Annotated in this window: 20 protein-coding genes and 1 tRNA gene; 20 read left to right on the forward strand and 1 reads right to left on the reverse strand. The window is 48.1% G+C overall.

Going from position 1 to position 19,138, the window contains the following annotated elements; translation table 11 throughout:
- The 11 genes from M3080_RS01885 to M3080_RS01935 all read left to right on the forward strand — a co-directional run bounded on the left by M3080_RS01885 (position 1) and on the right by M3080_RS01935 (position 8,541).
- On the forward strand, positions 1 to 888 hold the full coding sequence (locus tag M3080_RS01885; protein ID WP_249091664.1) for a ParB/RepB/Spo0J family partition protein: 888 nt from the start codon (positions 1 to 3) through the stop codon (positions 886 to 888).
- Positions 889 to 1,020: 132 nt separating this feature from the next.
- Positions 1,021 to 1,362, forward strand: coding sequence for an ATP synthase subunit I (locus M3080_RS01890; protein WP_022473109.1), 342 nt, complete (start codon positions 1,021 to 1,023; stop codon positions 1,360 to 1,362).
- 2 nt (positions 1,363 to 1,364) lie between these two features.
- Positions 1,365 to 2,192, forward strand: coding sequence for a F0F1 ATP synthase subunit A (gene atpB, locus M3080_RS01895; RefSeq protein ID WP_022473110.1), 828 nt, complete (start codon positions 1,365 to 1,367; stop codon positions 2,190 to 2,192).
- 71 nt (positions 2,193 to 2,263) lie between these two features.
- A complete protein-coding gene (gene atpE / locus M3080_RS01900; protein ID WP_022473111.1) occupies positions 2,264 to 2,506 on the forward strand; it encodes a F0F1 ATP synthase subunit C in 243 nt (80 codons plus the stop codon).
- 89 nt (positions 2,507 to 2,595) lie between these two features.
- Entirely contained in the window at positions 2,596 to 3,066 is a 471-nt protein-coding gene (locus M3080_RS01905) for a F0F1 ATP synthase subunit B (RefSeq protein WP_022473112.1), read from the forward strand.
- Positions 3,067 to 3,068: 2 nt separating this feature from the next.
- On the forward strand, positions 3,069 to 3,623 hold the full coding sequence (locus M3080_RS01910; protein ID WP_022473113.1) for a F0F1 ATP synthase subunit delta: 555 nt from the start codon (positions 3,069 to 3,071) through the stop codon (positions 3,621 to 3,623).
- An 18-nt stretch (positions 3,624 to 3,641) separates the two neighbouring features.
- Positions 3,642 to 5,183 (forward strand): F0F1 ATP synthase subunit alpha, encoded by a 1,542-nt coding sequence (gene atpA, locus M3080_RS01915; protein WP_022473114.1) that lies wholly within the window; start codon positions 3,642 to 3,644, stop codon positions 5,181 to 5,183.
- Positions 5,184 to 5,214: 31 nt separating this feature from the next.
- A complete protein-coding gene (gene atpG, locus M3080_RS01920; protein ID WP_022473115.1) occupies positions 5,215 to 6,099 on the forward strand; it encodes a F0F1 ATP synthase subunit gamma in 885 nt (294 codons plus the stop codon).
- A gap of 12 nt (positions 6,100 to 6,111) precedes the next feature.
- Positions 6,112 to 7,515: a F0F1 ATP synthase subunit beta gene (gene atpD / locus M3080_RS01925; RefSeq protein ID WP_022473116.1), complete on the forward strand. Its 1,404-nt coding sequence runs from the start codon at positions 6,112 to 6,114 to the stop codon at positions 7,513 to 7,515.
- A gap of 65 nt (positions 7,516 to 7,580) precedes the next feature.
- Positions 7,581 to 8,000, forward strand: coding sequence for a F0F1 ATP synthase subunit epsilon (locus M3080_RS01930; protein WP_022473117.1), 420 nt, complete (start codon positions 7,581 to 7,583; stop codon positions 7,998 to 8,000).
- Positions 8,001 to 8,145: 145 nt separating this feature from the next.
- Positions 8,146 to 8,541: a universal stress protein gene (locus tag M3080_RS01935; RefSeq protein ID WP_249091665.1), complete on the forward strand. Its 396-nt coding sequence runs from the start codon at positions 8,146 to 8,148 to the stop codon at positions 8,539 to 8,541.
- Between the two features lie 80 nt (positions 8,542 to 8,621).
- Here M3080_RS01935 and M3080_RS01940 read toward each other — a convergent pair whose 3' ends face one another.
- Positions 8,622 to 8,924, reverse strand: a complete 303-nt coding sequence (locus tag M3080_RS01940) for a DUF167 domain-containing protein (protein WP_249091666.1) — start codon at positions 8,922 to 8,924, stop codon at positions 8,622 to 8,624.
- An 18-nt stretch (positions 8,925 to 8,942) separates the two neighbouring features.
- On the opposite strand from M3080_RS01940, the gene hemE reads away from it, so the two are divergent.
- The 9 genes from hemE to glmS all read left to right on the forward strand — a co-directional run bounded on the left by hemE (position 8,943) and on the right by glmS (position 19,074).
- Complete coding sequence (gene hemE, locus M3080_RS01945; RefSeq protein ID WP_249091667.1) at positions 8,943 to 10,010, forward strand: uroporphyrinogen decarboxylase; 1,068 nt, start codon at positions 8,943 to 8,945, stop codon at positions 10,008 to 10,010.
- Positions 10,011 to 10,382: 372 nt separating this feature from the next.
- Complete coding sequence (gene priA / locus M3080_RS01950; protein ID WP_249091668.1) at positions 10,383 to 12,410, forward strand: replication restart helicase PriA; 2,028 nt, start codon at positions 10,383 to 10,385, stop codon at positions 12,408 to 12,410.
- The gene (locus M3080_RS01955) at positions 12,407 to 13,360 is read left to right on the forward strand and encodes an autotransporter outer membrane beta-barrel domain-containing protein (RefSeq protein ID WP_249091669.1); all 954 of its coding nucleotides are present in this window, start codon (positions 12,407 to 12,409) and stop codon (positions 13,358 to 13,360) included. The genes priA and M3080_RS01955 overlap by 4 nt, the downstream gene beginning before the upstream one ends.
- A 65-nt stretch (positions 13,361 to 13,425) precedes the next feature.
- Positions 13,426 to 13,500 (forward strand) — tRNA-Arg (locus M3080_RS01960).
- Between the two features lie 25 nt (positions 13,501 to 13,525).
- Positions 13,526 to 13,933, forward strand: coding sequence for a gamma-butyrobetaine hydroxylase family protein (locus M3080_RS01965; protein WP_249091670.1), 408 nt, complete (start codon positions 13,526 to 13,528; stop codon positions 13,931 to 13,933).
- A 1-nt stretch (position 13,934) separates the two neighbouring features.
- Positions 13,935 to 14,690, forward strand: a complete 756-nt coding sequence (gene ubiE, locus M3080_RS01970) for a bifunctional demethylmenaquinone methyltransferase/2-methoxy-6-polyprenyl-1,4-benzoquinol methylase UbiE (RefSeq protein WP_249091671.1) — start codon at positions 13,935 to 13,937, stop codon at positions 14,688 to 14,690.
- A gap of 67 nt (positions 14,691 to 14,757) precedes the next feature.
- Entirely contained in the window at positions 14,758 to 15,723 is a 966-nt protein-coding gene (locus M3080_RS01975) for a Tim44 domain-containing protein (RefSeq protein WP_022473125.1), read from the forward strand.
- A gap of 142 nt (positions 15,724 to 15,865) precedes the next feature.
- The gene (gene glmU, locus M3080_RS01980; RefSeq protein ID WP_249091673.1) at positions 15,866 to 17,224 is read left to right on the forward strand and encodes a bifunctional UDP-N-acetylglucosamine diphosphorylase/glucosamine-1-phosphate N-acetyltransferase GlmU; all 1,359 of its coding nucleotides are present in this window, start codon (positions 15,866 to 15,868) and stop codon (positions 17,222 to 17,224) included.
- Between the two features lie 23 nt (positions 17,225 to 17,247).
- Positions 17,248 to 19,074, forward strand: coding sequence for a glutamine--fructose-6-phosphate transaminase (isomerizing) (gene glmS / locus M3080_RS01985; protein ID WP_249091674.1), 1,827 nt, complete (start codon positions 17,248 to 17,250; stop codon positions 19,072 to 19,074).
- The last annotated feature ends 64 nt before the right edge of the window (positions 19,075 to 19,138 follow it).

Consider the following 19,138-nt stretch of genomic DNA (forward strand, 5'->3'; position numbering starts at 1 on the left):
ATGGTTGTGAAAAAAAGAAGTGGTCTGGGCAAAGGGCTCGATGCTTTGCTTGGTAAGAAAGATGAGGTGGTGATTACCATTTCTGATGCCAAGGGTGATGCGGCCGGGGAATTAGAAATTGAAAAAATCCAACCGGGTGAGTATCAGCCTCGCACGAAGATGGATAAAAATTCTTTGGAGGAACTCGCTCAGTCTATCCGTGAGCAAGGTTTAATTTCTCCGATTTTAGTGCGGCCGATTGGTAAAAATCGTTATGAGATTATTGCCGGCGAAAGACGCTATCAAGCCTCAAAAATGGCCGGATTAAAAAAAGTCCCCGTACTTATCCGAAAGATTTCAAATGAGAAAGCACTGGCTTGGGCTCTTATTGAAAATATTCAAAGAGAAGATCTCAATCCCTTGGAAGAGGCGGCAGGCATTCAACGACTGCTCGATGAATTTCATATGACTCATGAAACGGCTTCTCAAGCAATTGGAAGAAGTCGTACCGCGACCACTAACTTACTAAGACTATTGAACTTGGCCAAACCTGTTCAGGATCACTTAATGGCCAATGAAATATCCATGGGACATGCACGCGCTTTGCTCAGTCTTGAACCGGCTATGCAAGTGGCTATCGCTCAGGAAATTATTAAAAAGGGTCTATCTGTCAGACAAGTTGAAACACTTGTGGCCGATATGGCTCAGAGAAAACAGAAAAAGGGGAAAGAGGTCAAGAAAATTCACAAGGATGCTGACACTCTTCGTTTAGAAGAGGATCTTTCTGATTATTTGGGTGCAACGGTGAAGATTCAGTCGAACCAAAAGGGTAAGGGGAAACTTATTATTGAATTCTCTAACCTAGATCAGTTTGACGGGATCATTTCTCATTTTGGAACGTTCGATTAAAACGTTCTGAAAAATGTCCGATAGGATTAAGGGTTTACACCGTTAAAACCTTGGTGTAAACCCTTGTTTCTATAGGTTACCTATCGTATAATTCGCGCAGAATAATGGTTTGTAGGGTATCTACTGACTTTTATGAAGAAAATAGTACTTCTGCAAATCGTTGCCACTATTGGAGTTGCTGTAGTTTCCGCTCTGCTCGGAGGGGAGAGTGCAGCTCTTTCGGCGTTCCTGGCGGGCTTAGCTTGTTTGGTGCCGAATGCGTTATTTGCGTTGAATTTGAGTGTCTTCGTTAAGTTAAGTCCTTCATATTCTCCGCTTTTCTTCTTTATTGGCGAGTTCGTTAAGATCATCGCAATTGTGCTGTTGTTGTGCTTGATTGTGATGTTGTATGAGGACTTGATTTGGCCCGCAATGATCGCTTCGGTCATTGTGGTCTTAAATTGTTCCTTTTTGGGACTTCTAACCCGAGAATAAACATGGCAGCTGAAGCTCTCACCGCTACCGAGTATATTACTCACCACCTTCATCACCTGTCGACCACTGAGCAGTCATCTATTATTGACTTCTCTGTGCTCAATATGGATACCATTGTTTTTTCCATTTTGATGATGGCTTGTGCGCTCTATTTGATGTACAAAGGAGCAAAGAAGGCTACATCTGGCGTGCCCGGTAAATGGCAATGTGCCGTTGAAATGCTCGTCGAATTTGTGAATGAACAGGCTAAATCCATTGTCCACGGCGATCGTACGTTTATCGCTCCGTTGGCATTGACGGTGTTTGTCTGGGTGGTTTTGATGAATGCCATCGACTTGATCCCGGTAGATTTACTGCCGACGATCGCCGGTTGGTTAGGTATTCATTATTTGCGTCCGCTGCCCACTGCCGATTTAAACGGTACGATGGGTATTTCTGTGGGCGTGCTGTTCCTCATGATTTATTACGGCATTAAGATCAAAGGTGTTGGCGGATTTAGCCGCGAACTTTTCGTTGCTCCGTTTGGTAACTATCCTTTGCTCTGGCCGTTTAACTTCGCATTGAATATCATCGAATATTTGGCCAAGTGCGTCTCTTTGGGCATGCGGTTGTTCGGTAATATGTATGCAGGGGAATTGTTGTTCTTCTTGATTGCACTGTTGGGTAGTCTCTGGGTCGGTTTTGACGGCCTGAGCATCTTCGGTGTATTCGGACACGCTGTGGCAGGGATCTGCTGGTGGCTCTTCCACGTGTTGATTGTTATCTTACAAGCCTTCATCATGATGATGTTGACCTTGGTTTACATCGGTCAAGCTCATGAAGGTCACTAACACTAGCTTTTAACTTAACTTTTTCTTTTTATTAACTTTTACTCCATTTTTAAGGATTAAGGAGTTTTGCAATGACCAACGTCGCTTTTGTTGCCTTGGCTGCTGGCCTCATCATCGGTCTCGGTGCTATCGGTGCTTGTATCGGTATCGGTATCATGGGTTCCAAGTACCTCGAAGCCGCTGCCCGTCAACCTGAATTGATGAATGCCTTGCAAACCAAGATGTTCTTGTTAGCTGGTCTTATCGACGCCGCCTTCTTGATCGGTGTTGGTATCGCCATGATGTTCGCTTTTGCCAATCCGTTCGTCGGCTAATAAAAGCTTTTTAGTTTCTTTTATTAACGACGTCAGTGAGCACTCACAAAGTAGGTGGGCCTGCGAACTGACATAACGGGGTTCAAATAATGAACATCAACGCTTCTCTGTTTGTACAGATGGCCGTGTTCTTCTTCGGTGCTTGGGTCACCATGAAGTACATTTGGCCGCCGCTTATTCGAGCAATCGAAGAACGGCAAAAGAAGATTGACGAAGGTTTGGCAGCTGCCGACAAAGGTGAAATGGCCTTAGCGGAAGCCCAAAAGGAAGGTCAAGCGATTAAGGCTGAAGCCCGTGCTCAAGCTTTGGCGATCATGAATGACGGCGAAAAGCGCGGTCAGGCTATTGTTGAAGAAGCAAAAGCCCAGGCCCAAGTTGAAGCCGATCGTATCATCGAAGCTGCTAAGGCTGAAGTGGCTCAAGAAGCCGAACGTTTGCGCGAACAGTTGCGTGAAGAAGTCGCTCGCTTGGCTGTTGCCGGTGCCGAGCAAATCCTTCGTCGCGAAGTTGACACTAAAGTTCACGCTCAAATGCTTGAACAATTGAAGGCTAAGCTTTAATTATGGCTGAACTTTCGACGATTGCCCGTCCCTATGCGCATGCAATGCTTTTGGCTTTGCAAGACGCCAATAAGGGACCCGAAGAAGCTGCCGATTTGGCTGCTGTTCTGGATGGTATTGCCCAAGTGGTGACCACACCCGAATTAGTTTCTGTGATCGGAGATCCTAAACTGAGTTCGGAACAAATCTACGATCTCATCATTGCCGGTCTCGGACAAACAAAATTGCCCGAAGAGGCCGCCAATCTTTTGAAGGTGGTCGTTGAGAACGGTCGCTTGGAAGCCGTGCCGGAAATCGCACGTCAATTCCGCGAACTTAAAAATCAATCCGAAGGCGTTGCAGACGCCTATATTGAATCCGCTATGCCTATGACGCAAGCGGAAGTAGATGACTTGGTTGCTGGCCTCGGAAAACGTTTCCCTGGCTTGAAGCTCACGCCGGTAGTCACGATCAATGAAGCTTTGATCGGTGGTGTTCGCGTGCGCGTTGGCGACAGAGTTTTGGACGGATCGATTCAGACGCGACTTGCTCAAATGCAAGAGGCACTCACCGCATAAATTTCGGAGCTGTAAGACATGCAACTCAATCCTAGTGAAATCAGCGATCTGCTGAAAAAGCGTATCGAAGGCCTTGGGGTCTCCGCTGATCTTCGCACCCAAGGTACCGTGGTCTCTGTGACCGACGGTATTTGCCGTGTTCACGGTCTTTCTGACGTGATGCAAGGCGAAATGTTGGAATTCCCCAACAGCACGTACGGTTTGGCTTTGAACCTTGAACGTGACTCTGTGGGTGCGGTTATTCTTGGTAGTTATGAGCACATTAGTGAAGGCGACATCGTTAAGACGACGGGCCGCATTCTCTCTGTGCCTGTTGGTCCGAAGTTGATTGGCCGTGTGGTCAATGCTTTGGGTCAACCGATCGATGGCAAGGGCCCGATCGACACGGACGAATATGACGTGGTCGAAAAAGTGGCTCCTGGTGTTATTGATCGTCAATCCGTTTCTCAACCGGTTCAAACCGGTTTGAAGTCCATTGACGCCATGGTGCCGATCGGCCGTGGTCAACGTGAATTGATCATTGGTGACCGTCAAACGGGTAAGACCGCTGTGGCCTTGGACACGATTATTAACCAAAAGGGCAAAGATCTGATTTGCGTATACGTCGCAATCGGTCAAAAGGCTTCCACTATTGCAAACGTTGTTCGTAAGTTAGAAGAACACGGCGCAATGGACTACACGATCGTTGTAGCAGCCTCTGCCTCTGAATCTGCTGCGTTGCAGTACATCGCCCCGTACGCTGGTGCTACGATGGGTGAATACTTCCGCGACCGTGGCCAAGATTCTTTGATCGTTTATGACGACTTAACCAAGCAAGCTTGGGCATATCGCCAAATCTCCTTGCTGTTGCGTCGTCCGCCGGGACGTGAAGCTTATCCTGGTGACGTTTTCTACTTGCACAGCCGTTTGCTCGAACGTGCGGCTCGTGTGAATGCGGATTACGTGGAACGTTTCACCAAGGGTGCTGTCAAGGGTAAGACGGGTTCCATGACCGCTTTGCCGATTATTGAAACGCAAGCCGGTGACGTGACCGCTTTCGTGCCGACCAACGTGATTTCTATTACTGACGGTCAGATCTTCTTGGAAACCGACCTTTTCAACGCTGGTATCCGTCCTGCTATCAACCCGGGTATTTCTGTGTCCCGTGTGGGTGGTGCAGCTCAAACGAAGATTATTAAGAAGTTGGGCGGCGGTGTTCGCTTGGCTTTGGCTCAGTATCGTGAATTGGCTGCTTTTGCTCAGTTTGCCTCTGACTTGGACGAAGCAACTCGTAAGCAATTGGATCGCGGTAAGGTTGTGACCGAACTGATGAAGCAACCGCAATATCAACCGTTACAGGTTTGGGAAGAAGCTTTGGTGCTCTTCTGCGTGGAACAAGGCATTTATGACGATGTCGACGCTAAGGATGCACTGCGCTTTGAAAAGGCTTGCCGTGAATTTGTGGCCAACCACCACGCTGATTTGGTTCAACGCATCGAAGAAAAGAAGGAATTGGTCGCAGAAGACAAAGAACTTCTTTTGGCTGCGGTGAATGAATTTAAGAAAAACGGCACCTACTAATTGGAAGTCGATAAACACCTAAGGGGACCACATGCCTAGTACCAAGGAAATTCGCGCCAAGATCAAGAGCGTACAAAATACGCGCAAGATCACTAAGGCGATGGAAATGGTAGCGGCATCGAAGATGCGCAAAGCGCAGGATCGCATGCATGCGGCTCGTCCTTACGGAGAAAGTATCCGTAATATCGTGGCTCATTTGGCCACGGCGACGACGAGCTACAAGCATCCTTTCTTGCGTCCGCATCCCACTACTGCTGCGAAAGTTGGTCTGATCATGGTGACGACGGACAAAGGTTTGGCCGGTGCTTTGAACACCAATATTCAACGTATGGTGCTCAATAAGATCAAGGATTGGAAGGCTGAAGGCGTAACCGTTGAGGGTACGGCTATCGGTAATAAGGGCCTTGGTTTTATGCAGCATGCCGGAGTGGATTTGCTCTCGCATGCCGTACAGTTGGGTGATCGTCCGCAATTGGAAAAATTGATTGGTGCGATCAATGTTCAACTTGAACAATACAGCGCCGGAAAGTTGGACAAGGTTTATCTTGCCTATTCACGTTTTGTGAATGCAATGAAGCAAGAACCTGTCATTGAACAGCTTTTGCCCTTGTCGAGTGATCGACTTGAGATGATTGGCGAAAAACGTCGGGATTATTCGTGGGATTATCTCTACGAACCCAGTGACGCCACGGTTCTCGATGTGCTGTTAAAGCGCTACATCGAAGCTTTAATTTACCAAGCCGTTGCAGAAAACATGGCTTCTGAACAAAGTGCTCGTATGGTTGCTATGAAGGCCGCCAGCGACAACGCCAAGAAGCTTATCGGTGATCTGCAATTGGTTTATAACAAGACCCGTCAAGCGGCCATCACGAAGGAAATTACTGAAATCGTTGGTGGTGCTGCCGCCGTGTCTTAAAGAGGATATCCCATGAGTATCGGACAGATCGTTCAGGTCATTGGCGCTGTGGTGGACATTGAGTTCCCGCGCGACCAAATGCCCAAAGTATACGATGCCCTTATCTTAGAAAAGGATGAAAAGAACACTCTTGCCGAAGAAGGCTTGACCTTTGAAGTGCAACAACAATTGGGCGACGGCGTGGTTCGTACCATTGCCATGGGCGCCTCTGAAGGTTTGCAACGCGGCATGAAGGTTCGTAGTACCGGCGCCGGTATTTCGGTGCCTGTCGGCCCGAAGACCTTGGGTCGCATTATGGACGTGTTGGGTCGCCCGATTGACAACTGCGGCCCGATCGGTGAAGACGAACGTCGTACGATTCACCAAGCTGCACCTAAGTTTGACGAATTGAGCCCGTCCGTGGACTTGCTCGAAACCGGTATTAAGGTGATTGACTTGATTTGCCCGTTCGCTAAGGGCGGTAAGGTCGGTCTCTTCGGTGGTGCCGGTGTGGGTAAGACCGTGAACATGATGGAATTGATCAACAATATTGCTAAGGCTTATGGTGGTTATTCCGTGTTCGCCGGTGTGGGTGAACGTACCCGTGAAGGTAACGACTTCTACCACGAAATGGAAGAATCCCACGTGCTCGATAAGGTGGCCATGGTGTTCGGTCAGATGAACGAACCTCCGGGCAACCGTCTGCGTGTGGCTTTGACCGGTTTGACAATGGCTGAAGCTTTCCGTGACGAAGGCCGCGATATTCTGTTGTTCATCGACAACATTTATCGTTACACCTTGGCTGGTACGGAAGTGTCCGCTTTGCTCGGTCGTATGCCGTCTGCTGTGGGTTATCAACCGACCCTGGCTGAAGAAATGGGTAAGTTGCAAGAACGTATTGCTTCCACGAAGGTTGGTTCTATTACCTCCATTCAAGCTGTGTACGTGCCTGCTGACGACTTGACTGACCCGTCTCCGGCCACGACCTTCGGCCACTTGGACGCCACGGTTGTGTTGTCTCGTGACATCGCCGCTTTAGGTATTTACCCGGCTGTTGACCCGTTGGACTCCACGAGCCGCCAAGTTGATCCGTTGATCATCGGTGAAGAACACTACACGATTTGCCGTCGCGTTCAAGAAACCTTGCAACGTTACAAGGAATTGCGTGACATTATCGCCATTTTGGGTATGGATGAATTGGCTCCGGAAGATAAGCTTACGGTTATGCGTGCTCGTAAGATCCAACGCTTCCTGTCCCAACCGTTCCATGTGGCTGAAGTGTTCACGGGTGCTCCCGGCAAATATGTTCCGCTCAAAGAAACGATCCGCGGTTTCCGCATGATTGTTGACGGCGAATGCGACGCTTTGCCTGAACAAGCCTTCTACATGGTTGGTACGATCGACGAAGCCTTTGAAAAGGCTAAGACGATGCACTAATCGGGTTCGGTGATCAGGTGAAGTCAATCTTCACCTGACGCTGAAACACGACTACGGAGCAACTTATGTCTACGATTAAAGTTGACGTCGTTAGCGCCGAAGAGCAGATTTTCTCCGGTGACGCTGAGTTTGTCGCCCTTCCGGGTGAGGCCGGCGAATTGGGGATTCTGCCGCAACACGCACCGTTGATTTCTTTGATTAAACCGGGTTTTGTGCGCATCACAATGCCTGGCTCTAAAGAGGTCAAACAAGTGTTTGTTGCTGGTGGTGTAATCGAAGTGCAGCCTCAGCACGTCACGGTTCTGGCTGATACCGCTATTCGTTCCGAAGAAATGGATCGCGCCAAGACGGAAAAGGCTATGGCAGCTGCTCGCGAAGCGCGCAGCAAGGCTACGAGCGAAGCCGATTTGGCCAAGCTCGATGCGCAATTGGCTTTCTTGGCTGCTCAAATGGCAGCTATCGAAAAGCTCAAACGCCATCACTAAGCGCAAAAGCGACGAAGAAGGGCAGATGTGTGAAGACATCTGTCCTTTTTTGTTTTGTGTCATAACCCTTTAAATTCAATCGGCGTAGGATAAACGTAAGAGGACGCCATTGGGTGTGCGTCCCTGTGATTATTTGAGAGGAAGTATGAAGGTTCTTGTTTGTACGGATGGCTCTGAATTAAGCGAAAAAGCGATTGAAGCTGCTGTCGGAGTGGCGTTGCCTTTAAAGGCTGAATTGATCGGAATGACAGCTGTTAAGGGTGTGGAACCTAAGGACGGTTTGGCCGGCGAGAGCGAAGAGGTTCAAAAGCGCTTGAGCGTGATTTATGAGGCGGCTAAAGCTGCTCAATTGCCGTGCCGTGTTATGGCTATTCACGGTGAAGCACCTTGGCAGTGCATCATTAAGCTTGCTAAAGATGAAGACGTTGACTATGTGGTAATGGCAAGTCGCGGTATGGGTAGTATTGGCAGCTTGTTCATCGGTAGTGAAACTCAAAAGACGCTTGCGCAAATTGACCGTCCGGTGCTCGTTGTCCGCTAAACCTGACGTTCTTCCTATCTTGGCGTCTGTCTCTGTTAATCGGAGACAGGCGCTTTTAACACTCATTTAAGCCCCACTGACTATAGTGCCCCAAAGATTTTGTTCAGGCACTCGGATTGCGTCATCTGTTTGATGAGGAAGCGTTTTTGTCGGGAAGTTTCTCCGTTGACAATTTCTATGGTTGATTTGGAAACGGATAAAGTTTTCGCTAAAAAAGCGATGAGTGCGCTGTTGGCTTTGCCATCAACCGGTGGTGAAGCGATGGCAATTTTTAAACGTCCACCGTGCTCTCCCACAATAGCCGATCGTTTGGCGCCGGGTTGGGCATGAACGTCGATAAGAACATCAGAATTTCTAACAATCAACCAAGAAGGCGGAGCCATATTGGGTTCCTGTTAACCATGAGACCGGATAATGATACTTTTTTAAAAGCACTTTTGCGTCAAAAATGTGACTTTACGCCTGTTTGGCTAATGAGGCAGGCTGGACGCTACCTCCCTGAATACAATGCAACACGGGCACAAGCGGGCAGCTTTATGAAATTAGCTCAATCGCCTGAGTTGGCCTGTGAGGTGACATTGCAGCCGGTTGAACGGTTTAATCTTGATGCGGCGATTTTATTTTCGGACATTCTGACGGTTCCCGATGCCATGGGACTGGGCTTATCTTTTGTGGCAGGAGAAGGTCCTAAATTTGCCAAGCCGGTTCGCCATGAAGAAGACGTCAAATTATTGACGGTGCCGGATATTCAAAAGACTCTTCGTTATGTAACCGATGCTGTTTCGACCATTCGGAAAGCATTGAACAATCGTGTTCCGCTGATTGGCTTTTCAGGAAGTCCCTTTACTTTGGCCTGTTATATGGTTGAAGGGGGCTCAAGTAAGGATTACCGAACAATTAAAACGATGATGTATACCCGACCGGATCTCCTGCATCAAATTTTGGACATTAATGCCAGAAGCGTCACGGCCTACCTGAATGCTCAGATTGAGTCAGGAGCACAGGCGGTCCAGATTTTTGATACCTGGGGCGGCACGTTATCAGAGCCGGCCTTCAAAGAGTTCTCTTTGGCTTACATTCAAAAAATTATTGCCGGGTTGCATAAAACTTATGACAACGAGACAGTACCGGTGATTGTGTTTACAAAGGGAGGCGGGCAGTGGCTACAAGCTATCGCCTCTTGCGGAGCGGATGCGGTTGGCTTGGATTGGACAACCAATCTCTCTGAAGCGCGAGCCAAGATTCAAGATAAGGTTGCCCTGCAAGGCAACTTGGATCCGATGGTCTTATTTGGTTCGGAAGAAAAAATACGTCAAGAGGTCAGACGAGTAATTGACGATTTTGGTGTTGTCGGTAACGGCGGACATGTTTTCAATCTCGGACATGGTATCAATCAATTTACTCCACCCGAGGCTGTGGCTGTATTGGTCGATGAAGTTCATCGATACAGCACCTCATTTCACCGCTAAAGAGGACTTGTCCCCAAAGTTATCCACAGAAAAAGTGAACAAGTAAAAATCCTTGAAAATTAAATGGTTACAGAAATGTGACAGTTATAAGTATTTGATTTTTAAGAAATATTATAAAAATCCTCTGATTTCAGCAAGTTAAGCTCGAATCAGAGGATTTTGCTTAAAAAGTAATCACGAGAAAGGTTATCCACAAAGTTATCCACAAAAATGCACAAGATTGCGCTAATCGTTTGAAATTATGGAGTTTTCAGAAATTTGACTTTTCCACAGGATCAAAACGAGAGATTTGATTAGAAATGTAATTCTTTTTCTCTCTTAAACAGCTCTCGGATACAATGACACGCAAGTTAACTGAGGATTTTGTTGTTAATGCCTAGCCCCCGTTTTGTCAGTGTGGCACTGGATATTCCTTTATTGCCGCCGTTGACCTACAAAGTGATGGATGGGACATCCCCTAAGATTGGGGACCGCTGTGTTGTACCCATTGGTAACCGTTCGGCCGTGGGTCTTATTGTTGGCGTTAGCAATCAGACGGATATCGCTGAAGAAAAACAAAAAAGCTATATTCGGTTGCTCAATGAAACTGAGGCGTTAGGGGAAAGTTGGCTGAAGCTGACGAAATTTGCATCAGATTATTATCAACACTCTTGGGGAGAAGTGGCCATTGCTGCCTTACCGCCTTTTTTCCGCAGTAAGCCCGGACCTAAATATGAACAGTCTTTGGAAAGACTGAGAAAGCCATTTAAAATTAAAAAGACCAGTCAAGCTGTTCCCGCCTTGCAACTCAACAATGAGCAGACGGCAGCGGTAGAAGCTTTAGCTGCAAGCTCAGGTTTTCGGACTTTTGTTTTGCATGGTGTGACGGGCAGCGGGAAAACAGAGGTTTATCTGCGGATGATGGAAAGAGTGTTTTCGGTCAACCCACAGGCACAAGTGCTTTTTCTTGTTCCCGAAATCAACTTGACACCACAACTACAAGAACGAGTGAGGAGCCATTTCCCAGATCGATCCATGGCTACATTGCACTCGGGATTGGCCAATGGAGAAAGAGCCAGGGCCTGGTTGGCGGCGCATGAAAAACGTGTCCAAATATTGATTGGTACCCGCATGGCAATCTTTGCGGATATGCCCGATCTTGATCTGATCATTGTTGATGAAGAGCACGACTTGTCTTATAAGGCTGGTGACGGAATCCGGTATTCAGCTCGAGATTTGGCCGTGAAATTGGCCCAATTGCGTGGCATTGCGGTTGTGTTAGGATCGGCAACGCCATCACTTGAGACCTGGAGCAGAGTTAAAAGCGGTCGCTATCACTTGTTAACCTTGAGTAAACGGGCTGTGCAAGGGGCGAAACTGCCGACTTTAAGTGTCGTCAATCCTAAAAATCAGAAATTGGTCAAAGGACTTTGTTCTGAAGTCATTGACGCTATTAGTGAGACACTTCAGAAAAATGAACAAGTCATCATTTTCTTAAATCGACGAGGTTATGCCCCTGTTTTAACCTGTCCGAGTTGTGGTTGGCTCTCCAAGTGTCCTCACTGTTCAACCTATGCGGTTTATCACAAGTTTCACGCGAAACTGATTTGCCATCACTGCGGGTGGTCCACGCCTGTTTACAGTCGCTGTCCGGATTGCGGCAATGTGGATTTGCAGCCAATGGGAGCCGGCACGCAAAGAATTGAAGAAACATTGGAAGAGCTCTGGCCACAGGCGAGGATTTTAAGAATAGATCGAGACACGACACAGCGAAAAAATGCAGCGAAGTTGGCTTTTGATGCTGTCCATGCCGGCGATGTTGATATCTTGGTCGGTACTCAAATGGTGGCCAAGGGGCACGATTTTCAAAAAGTCTCCTTGGTGGTGGTCCTTAATATTGATGCTCAGTTAGTAAGTGCCAATCCCAGAAGCGAGGAAAGAGCGTTTGCCAATTTAATGCAAGTCGCCGGTCGTGCCGGCCGCTTTGGTTTGCCGGCCCGCATGATTGTTCAAAGTCGTTTTGGTGACAGGGAATTGTTTGCGGCGTTGGCCGAACAGAACTACTGCCGTTATGCAGACTCCCTTTTGGCAATTCGAAAGGCTGAAAACACGGTTCCTTTCGTTTGCCAGGCACTTTTATTGGCTGATGATGTCAAAATCGACAAGGTTCTTGCGTTCTTAACGCAAGCCCTGAGGCTGGGCGAGGATATTTTGGCGGCTCAAGCCAATCAACAGGTTGTCATCTATGATCCGATCCCCATGGCCGTGATGAAGGTGGCGGACAAGGAACGCGGTCAACTATTGGTAGAGGCCTCTTCAAGGGGAGCCATGGGGCTGTTTTTAAAACAATGGTATCGGGCGCTCAGTGAAATACGCTCATCGGTTCATTGGACAATGGACGTGGATCCTATCGACGTATGATGAAATTGCTCAATAAGTCTTTAGTGGCGGTGTCGGTCTTTTGTCTCATGGGTGTTGCCTTTGCCTCTGAAAGCCAACCCGAGTCCACCTCAATGCTCAGCGCCAAGGAAGTCGCATTGTCAAATTCTTTGACCTGGCGGCGCAGCGGTATGCGCCATCTTTATGAACGGATGGATGCTGTCAGAAACGATGCTGATCAGGCAGGACGGTGGTCCGTCAAGCGGTACCAAAATTGGGAACAAGGCGAGATGAGTTGTGATCACCGTTTTGTTTTGCTGGGAGTGGATCATCAATTTTCAGATCACTTGATTCTTGGCAGTACCATGGATTTTGGCAAAGGCTCGTCCTATTACACACAAGGATCCTCTGCAACCGAAACGATGGGAGCAAGTGTTTACGGAACCTATCGTTGGGAGGACGGTTCTTATGTCGGCGGGCTATTAAAGCTTGGTGTGCTGCGCCTCAAGAGTTTGTTTTCCGGAGCAAAAGAAGAAAATTCCATGCAGGGACTTTACCTTGGGGCAGAGTACGGTCGACGTATGACGCCTTGGTCTTGGGTGGTTTTAGACCCGCAAGTTCGTTTGACCTACAGCCGTCTGGGTTCGGAAGGTATGGAAATTCATAAAACCGATGTTCAATACGATGCAATTGAGAATCTCGTTGTGGCCTTAAGGTTAAAAAGTGAAGTGGCATTGGGCGAATCCGCTTCCACCTATTTTTTATTAGGCTACTATCGGGATCTTTTAGGACGCGTTTCGGGGCGGTATTTGCAAGCTCAAGATAGACAAACGTTTACCGATTCTGTGTTTAACACATGGGGACGGGCAAGTTTCGGCGCAGATTATCAGGTTGATGATCGAATTACGGCCTCTATTGAAGCAGAGAAGACTTTCGGACGGGAGTATCAGGATCACACCCGATTAAGTTGCTCAGCCCGATACCGTTTTTAATTACACTTAATTACGAGACAGTCGTCATTCGTTTGACAAAAAGTCCTTTATAATCTGCAATTCCTGCCTCCGTGGTGAAGTGGATATCATGCGACCCTCCGAAGGTCGCGTCACAGGTTCGATTCCTGTCGGAGGTACCACCTAATAATAGTTGGCAAAAAAGCCATGTTTGTCCCTGTAGATATTGCCTATCACCGTCAATCCCGAGAGTTGGAGCTCACCTACGAGAATGGAGAAAACTTTCGGCTGCCGGCGGAATTTTTGAGGGTATTGAGTCCTTCGGCTGAAGTGCAGGGACATACGCCTGATCAGGCAAGACTTCCGGTCGGAAAACGTGAAGTCAGTATTGTTGCAATAGAGCCTGTCGGGTTGTATGCGATCAAAATAGTTTTTTCAGACGGCCATGATTCGGGTTATTACGACTGGGATTATTTGAGAAAACTTGCAGTCGATAAAGAGGCCTTGTGGGAAAATTACTTGGCTCGACTGGGGGAGCTTGGGGCGAGCCGAGAGCCCGATGATCCCAGAAACAAGCCGTTTGAATTACAGTTAAAGAAAACTTGTCACCACTGATATGTCTCAGGAAAATAACCGCCACGAAACCGACTTCGGTTTTAAACGCATTGCAGAAGAAGATAAGGCTAAACAAGTCAGGGAAGTATTTGATTCGGTCGCTCCCAAGTATGACTTAATGAATGATGTTTTGTCTTTTGGAATGCATCGTCTCTGGAAGCGATATGCCATTCATAAAGCCGATGTGGCCCGCGGGATGAAAGTTCTGGACTTGGCGGCCGGGACCGCGGACCTTTCGCTTCAATTTGCTAAGCTCGTGGGTCGCGATGGCGAGGTTTGGCCGACGGATATTAACCGCTCCATGCTGAGTATCGGAGCAAAGCGTATGCGTGAGGCCGGATTTGACATGCCGGTTGTTCAATGCGACTGCGAAAAGTTGCCTTTCCCGGATGATACGTTTCACGTGGTGATGGTTAGTTTTGGTTTGCGCAATATGACGCATAAGGATCGCGCACTCAGTGAAATGCAAAGAGTGTGCAAACCGGGCGGCAAAGTGATGGTTTTGGAATTTTCCAAAATTAACAAATTACTGGCGCCGTTTTATGACTTTTATTCTTTCCGTCTGATGCCCTGGTTGGGTGGAAAGATATCCGGCGACAGTGAGAGTTACCGTTATTTGCCGGAGTCAATCCGTATGCATCCGAGTCAGCCCGTGTTGGCCGAAATGATGCGTACGGCCGGTCTTGAAGATGTTCATTGGCACAATTTAACATTTGGTGTTTGTGCCTTGCATATCGGTAGAAAACCGATAAAGTAGTCGAGCAATAAGTTTGCCCTCTTAACCTGAAGAGGATTTTGTTTCAGGTCTTTTGGAGTTTTTCTCAATGAAAAAATGGATTGCGATTTTAGCGATTGGTTTGACCATGATGTCGCTGTCAGTTTCTGCTGATGCGGCCAGACGTTTCGGAGGCGGTATGAGTTTCGGCCGTTCCGCCCCCACGCTTCAGAAGGCAACACCGGCGCCTTCGGCGGGCATTAACCAACAACGTGTCAATCCCCAGCAGCAACAACGGCAACAACAGGCCGCTCCTGCTCAGCAGCCGCGTCCTCAAACCGCGGCTCCCAGCCCCATGCGCGGCATGTTGATGGGTTTGGCCGCCGCATTAGGTATTACCGCTTTGGCCCATGCCTTGGGTCTTGGTGAAGGTTTTGCCCAATTTTTGATGATTGCTTTAATGGCGCTTGTGGCGTTTTACGTTATCAGAATGCTTTTGGGATTGTTCCTCGTGAAACGTAGGCCAGCGGGAATGCCGGGGCACTCCGCTGAAGTTCCTCGCCAAGATCCCATGCAAAGCCGCTACGATTATGCCTCTTCGGAGCCGCAGAGCTCGCAAAGCACTTTCAGTGGTTCTTCTCCCATGGCCGGAAGCGTTTTGGATGAACTTAACAATCCGACTTCTGCTCAAAAAGTGGAACTGCCAGCTGATTTTGACGTGGAGCAGTTCTTGAAAGTGGCAGAGGCCAATTTCGCTAAGATGCAAAAGGCTTGGGATACCGGTAATGTGACGTCGCTTTCAGACTTTACGACCGATGAAGTATTCCGTACCGTTACCCATCAGTTACGTGAACGGGGAGCACAGGATTATCAAACTGAAATTGTGACGTTGAAGTCAGACTTCCGTGGAATTGTGCGCGATGGTGAAGAGTACCTTGCTGGTGTTCATTTTGATGGGACGTTAAATGTGAGTGGCGAAGCTGAACGCGTGGATGAAACGTGGATTTTGACCAAACCCGTTCACGGTCAGGGCGGTTGGCTTTTGGCTGGTATTCACCAGGAATCCGAAGCGTAAATCGCACACTACGTCTTTAAAAAACAAAGGGCTGCATTTTTTAATGTGGCCCATTTTGTTTCTGGTCTTGTCTACTCAGAAGTGCAGAGAACGAATCGAGTACAATACGGTTAATTGACATATCTGTACTAAAAGTCATTTTATGAATATCGTTATTCTTGCCGCCGGCATGGGTAAACGGATGCGTTCGCGTCTGCCGAAAGTGCTTCAGCCCCTTGCTGACAAGCCCATGCTTGAGCATGTCATTGAAAAAGCCCGTCTTTTAGGTTCCAATAATCGCTTAATCGTTGTCATTGGCCATGGTGCCGAGGCAGTAAAAGCCTATTTTGAAAAAGACGAAGATATCACTTTTGCTTTACAAGCTGAGCAGTTGGGAACGGGGCATGCATTGCTTCAGGCGTTGCCGTACTGTGATCAAAGTGAGCCTACTTTAGTGCTTTTGGGAGATGTGCCGCTGATTCGCCCAGAGACGCTGAAAGACTTGATTCAAGCGGCCGGTAGAGGCGTCGGACTTCTGACTGTCCGATTGGATAATCCCAAGGGTTACGGTCGAATTGTTCGTCAAAATGGTGCCGTTTGTGCCATTGTGGAAGAAAAAGACGCCACCGATGAGCAACGAGCCATCAAAGAAGTCAATACAGGCATTATGGTGTTGCCGACTCGGTATCTTGAACGCTGGCTCAATGAATTGGGAAATGAAAACGCGCAAGGTGAATACTATTTGACCGATGTTATTGCCCGTGCGGTTTCCGAGGCAATCGCTGTCAATTCAGCAACGGCACAAACAGCCACGGAAGTCGAAGGTGTTAACAATAAGGTTCAGTTGGCCGCTCTTGAGCGAGCCTATCAGAAAGAGAACGCCCTGCGTTTGATGAATGATGGCGTGACCTTGATTGATCCCGATCGGATTGACGTTCGAGGGGAATTGATCTGCGGAAAAGATGTCACTATTGACGTTGGTTGTATTTTTAGCGGTAAGGTTGTTTTAGGTGACGGCGTGCATGTTGGTGCCTATTGTGTACTCAAGGACGTTAAAATCGGCGAAGAAACTGAAATTTTGCCGTTTTGCCACTTTGATGGCGCACAGGTGGGTAAAGAGGCTCGTTTGGGGCCGTACAGCCGCCTGCGTCCGGGAACGACTTTGGCCGATCAGACGCATATCGGCAACTTTGTTGAAATTAAGAAATCCGTGGTTGGTCTGGGCAGTAAAGTAAATCACTTGTCGTATATCGGTGATACTGATATGGGGGCACGGGTCAATATCGGTGCCGGTACCATTACCTGTAACTACGATGGTGTTAATAAATTCAGGACCACGATTTTGGATGACGCCTTTATTGGTTCGGATACACAACTTGTCGCACCGGTGACGGTTGGAAAGGGGGCAACGCTTGGAGCGGGTACGACCCTTACTAAGAATGCTCCGGATGGTGAATTGACAATTGCCCGAGCACGCCAGATGACCATTAAAGGTTGGAAGCGTCCGACGAAAAACAAATAAATTTAGCGATAAAGGAAAACATTATGTGCGGTATTGTTGCTGCGACTTCTAAACATCGGAATGTAGTGCCGCTTTTGGTTCAAGGGTTAAAACGCCTTGAGTATCGCGGCTATGACAGCTGCGGTGTGGCCGTATGGAATCAAGGTTTAAAGCGTGTCAGAAGCGTCTCTCGCGTCTCTGAACTCTCTGAACAAATCAGTAAAGATCAGCTGCAAGGCTTTTTAGGAATTGCTCATACTCGTTGGGCCACGCACGGCGCTCCTTTAGTTTGCAATGCGCATCCGCATTTTTCCGGCGACCAAATTGCCTTAATTCATAACGGCATTATTGAAAACTATGAAGAAATCCGTGAGGAATTGGCTGCTAAAGGCGTTCAATTCTCCAGTCAAACCGACACGGAAGTCTTAGCCCACTTGGTTCGTGACAATTACAAAGGCGATTTGTTGGGCGCCGTTCAAGCGGCTTTAAATCGTGTACGCGGGGCCTACGCTATTGCCGTTTTCTGTAAGGAAGATCCCCATCGTGTCGTTGTGGCCCGCCAAGGTTCCCCCTTGGTTTTAGGGGTGGGCGATGGTGAGATGTTTGCCGCCTCGGATACGATGGCGCTTGCCGGCGAAACAGACCGTTTTATCTATCTGGAAGACGGCGATGTGGCGGATTTGTTGCCGCAAGGCTATCAAATCTACTCTCACCAAGGGACGGAGTTTATCCCGGTTGAAAGAGAAGTTCGCCAAATGGAAGCGTTTAGCAATGCCGTGGAGTTAGGACCGTATCGTCATTACATGCAAAAGGAAATCTTTGAGCAACCGCGAGCCATTGCCGATACGCTTGAGGCGGTGGGCGAAGTAACGCCAACTCTTTTTGGCGAAAAGGCCGGAGAAGTTTTCAAAGATATTCACCGTGTTTTAATGGTTGCTTGCGGAACCAGTTATTATGCGGCCTTGACCTCCAAGTACTGGATTGAAGGCATCGCGGGCATTCCTTGCGATGTGGAAATTGCAAGCGAATATCGCTACCGTAAGAGCGTTCCGGATCCGAAGACCCTTGTTGTCACTATTTCTCAGTCCGGTGAAACGGCCGATACGTTAGCGGCATTAAAGCATGCACGAGACTTGGGAATGACACAGACGCTGACAATTTGCAATGTTTCCACGAGTGCCATGGTTCGCGAAAGTCTCTTGCGTTACATTACGCGCGCGGGTGTGGAAATTGGCGTGGCCTCCACGAAAGCCTTTACCACGCAATTAACAGCGCTCTTTTTACTGACATTGTGCTTGGCAAAGGTCAAGGGACGCTTGTCCGCTGAAGATGAAAACCAATACATGAAGCTTTTGCGCCATGTGCCCAAGGCAGTGAGTGCGGTACTGGCTCTGGAACCTCAAGTGATCGCTTGGGCTCAGCGTTTCGCGAGTAAACAGCACGCTTTGTTCCTGGGGCGCGGCATTCACTACCCGATCGCTCTTGAAGGTGCTTTGAAATTAAAAGAAATTTCTTACATTCATGCGGAAGCTTATCCTGCCGGTGAACTCAAACACGGTCCGCTTGCCTTGGTCGATGAGTCTATTCCTGTCGTAACGGTGGCTCCGAACGATGAATTGCTGGAAAAACTCAAGAGTAATATGAAAGAAGTGGAAGCGCGTAAGGGCGAACTTTATGTATTTGCCGACGCAGATACCGGTTTGGAATCGAGCGAACACATTCACGTTATTCGAATGCCGGAAAACTACGGACCGCTTTCGCCGATTTTGCACGTGATCCCGTTGCAGCTGTTGGCTTACCACACGGCCTTTATTCGTGGTAACGATGTGGATAAACCGCGTAATCTGGCTAAGAGCGTTACTGTCGAGTAACCATTGCCAAGATAATAAAAAGCCCCGAAGATCGGAAATAAACTTCGGGGCATTTTTTTTAAGC

The organism is Parasutterella secunda (assembly GCF_023336895.1).
GTDB classification, from domain to species: domain Bacteria; phylum Pseudomonadota; class Gammaproteobacteria; order Burkholderiales; family Burkholderiaceae_F; genus Aphodousia; species Aphodousia faecalis.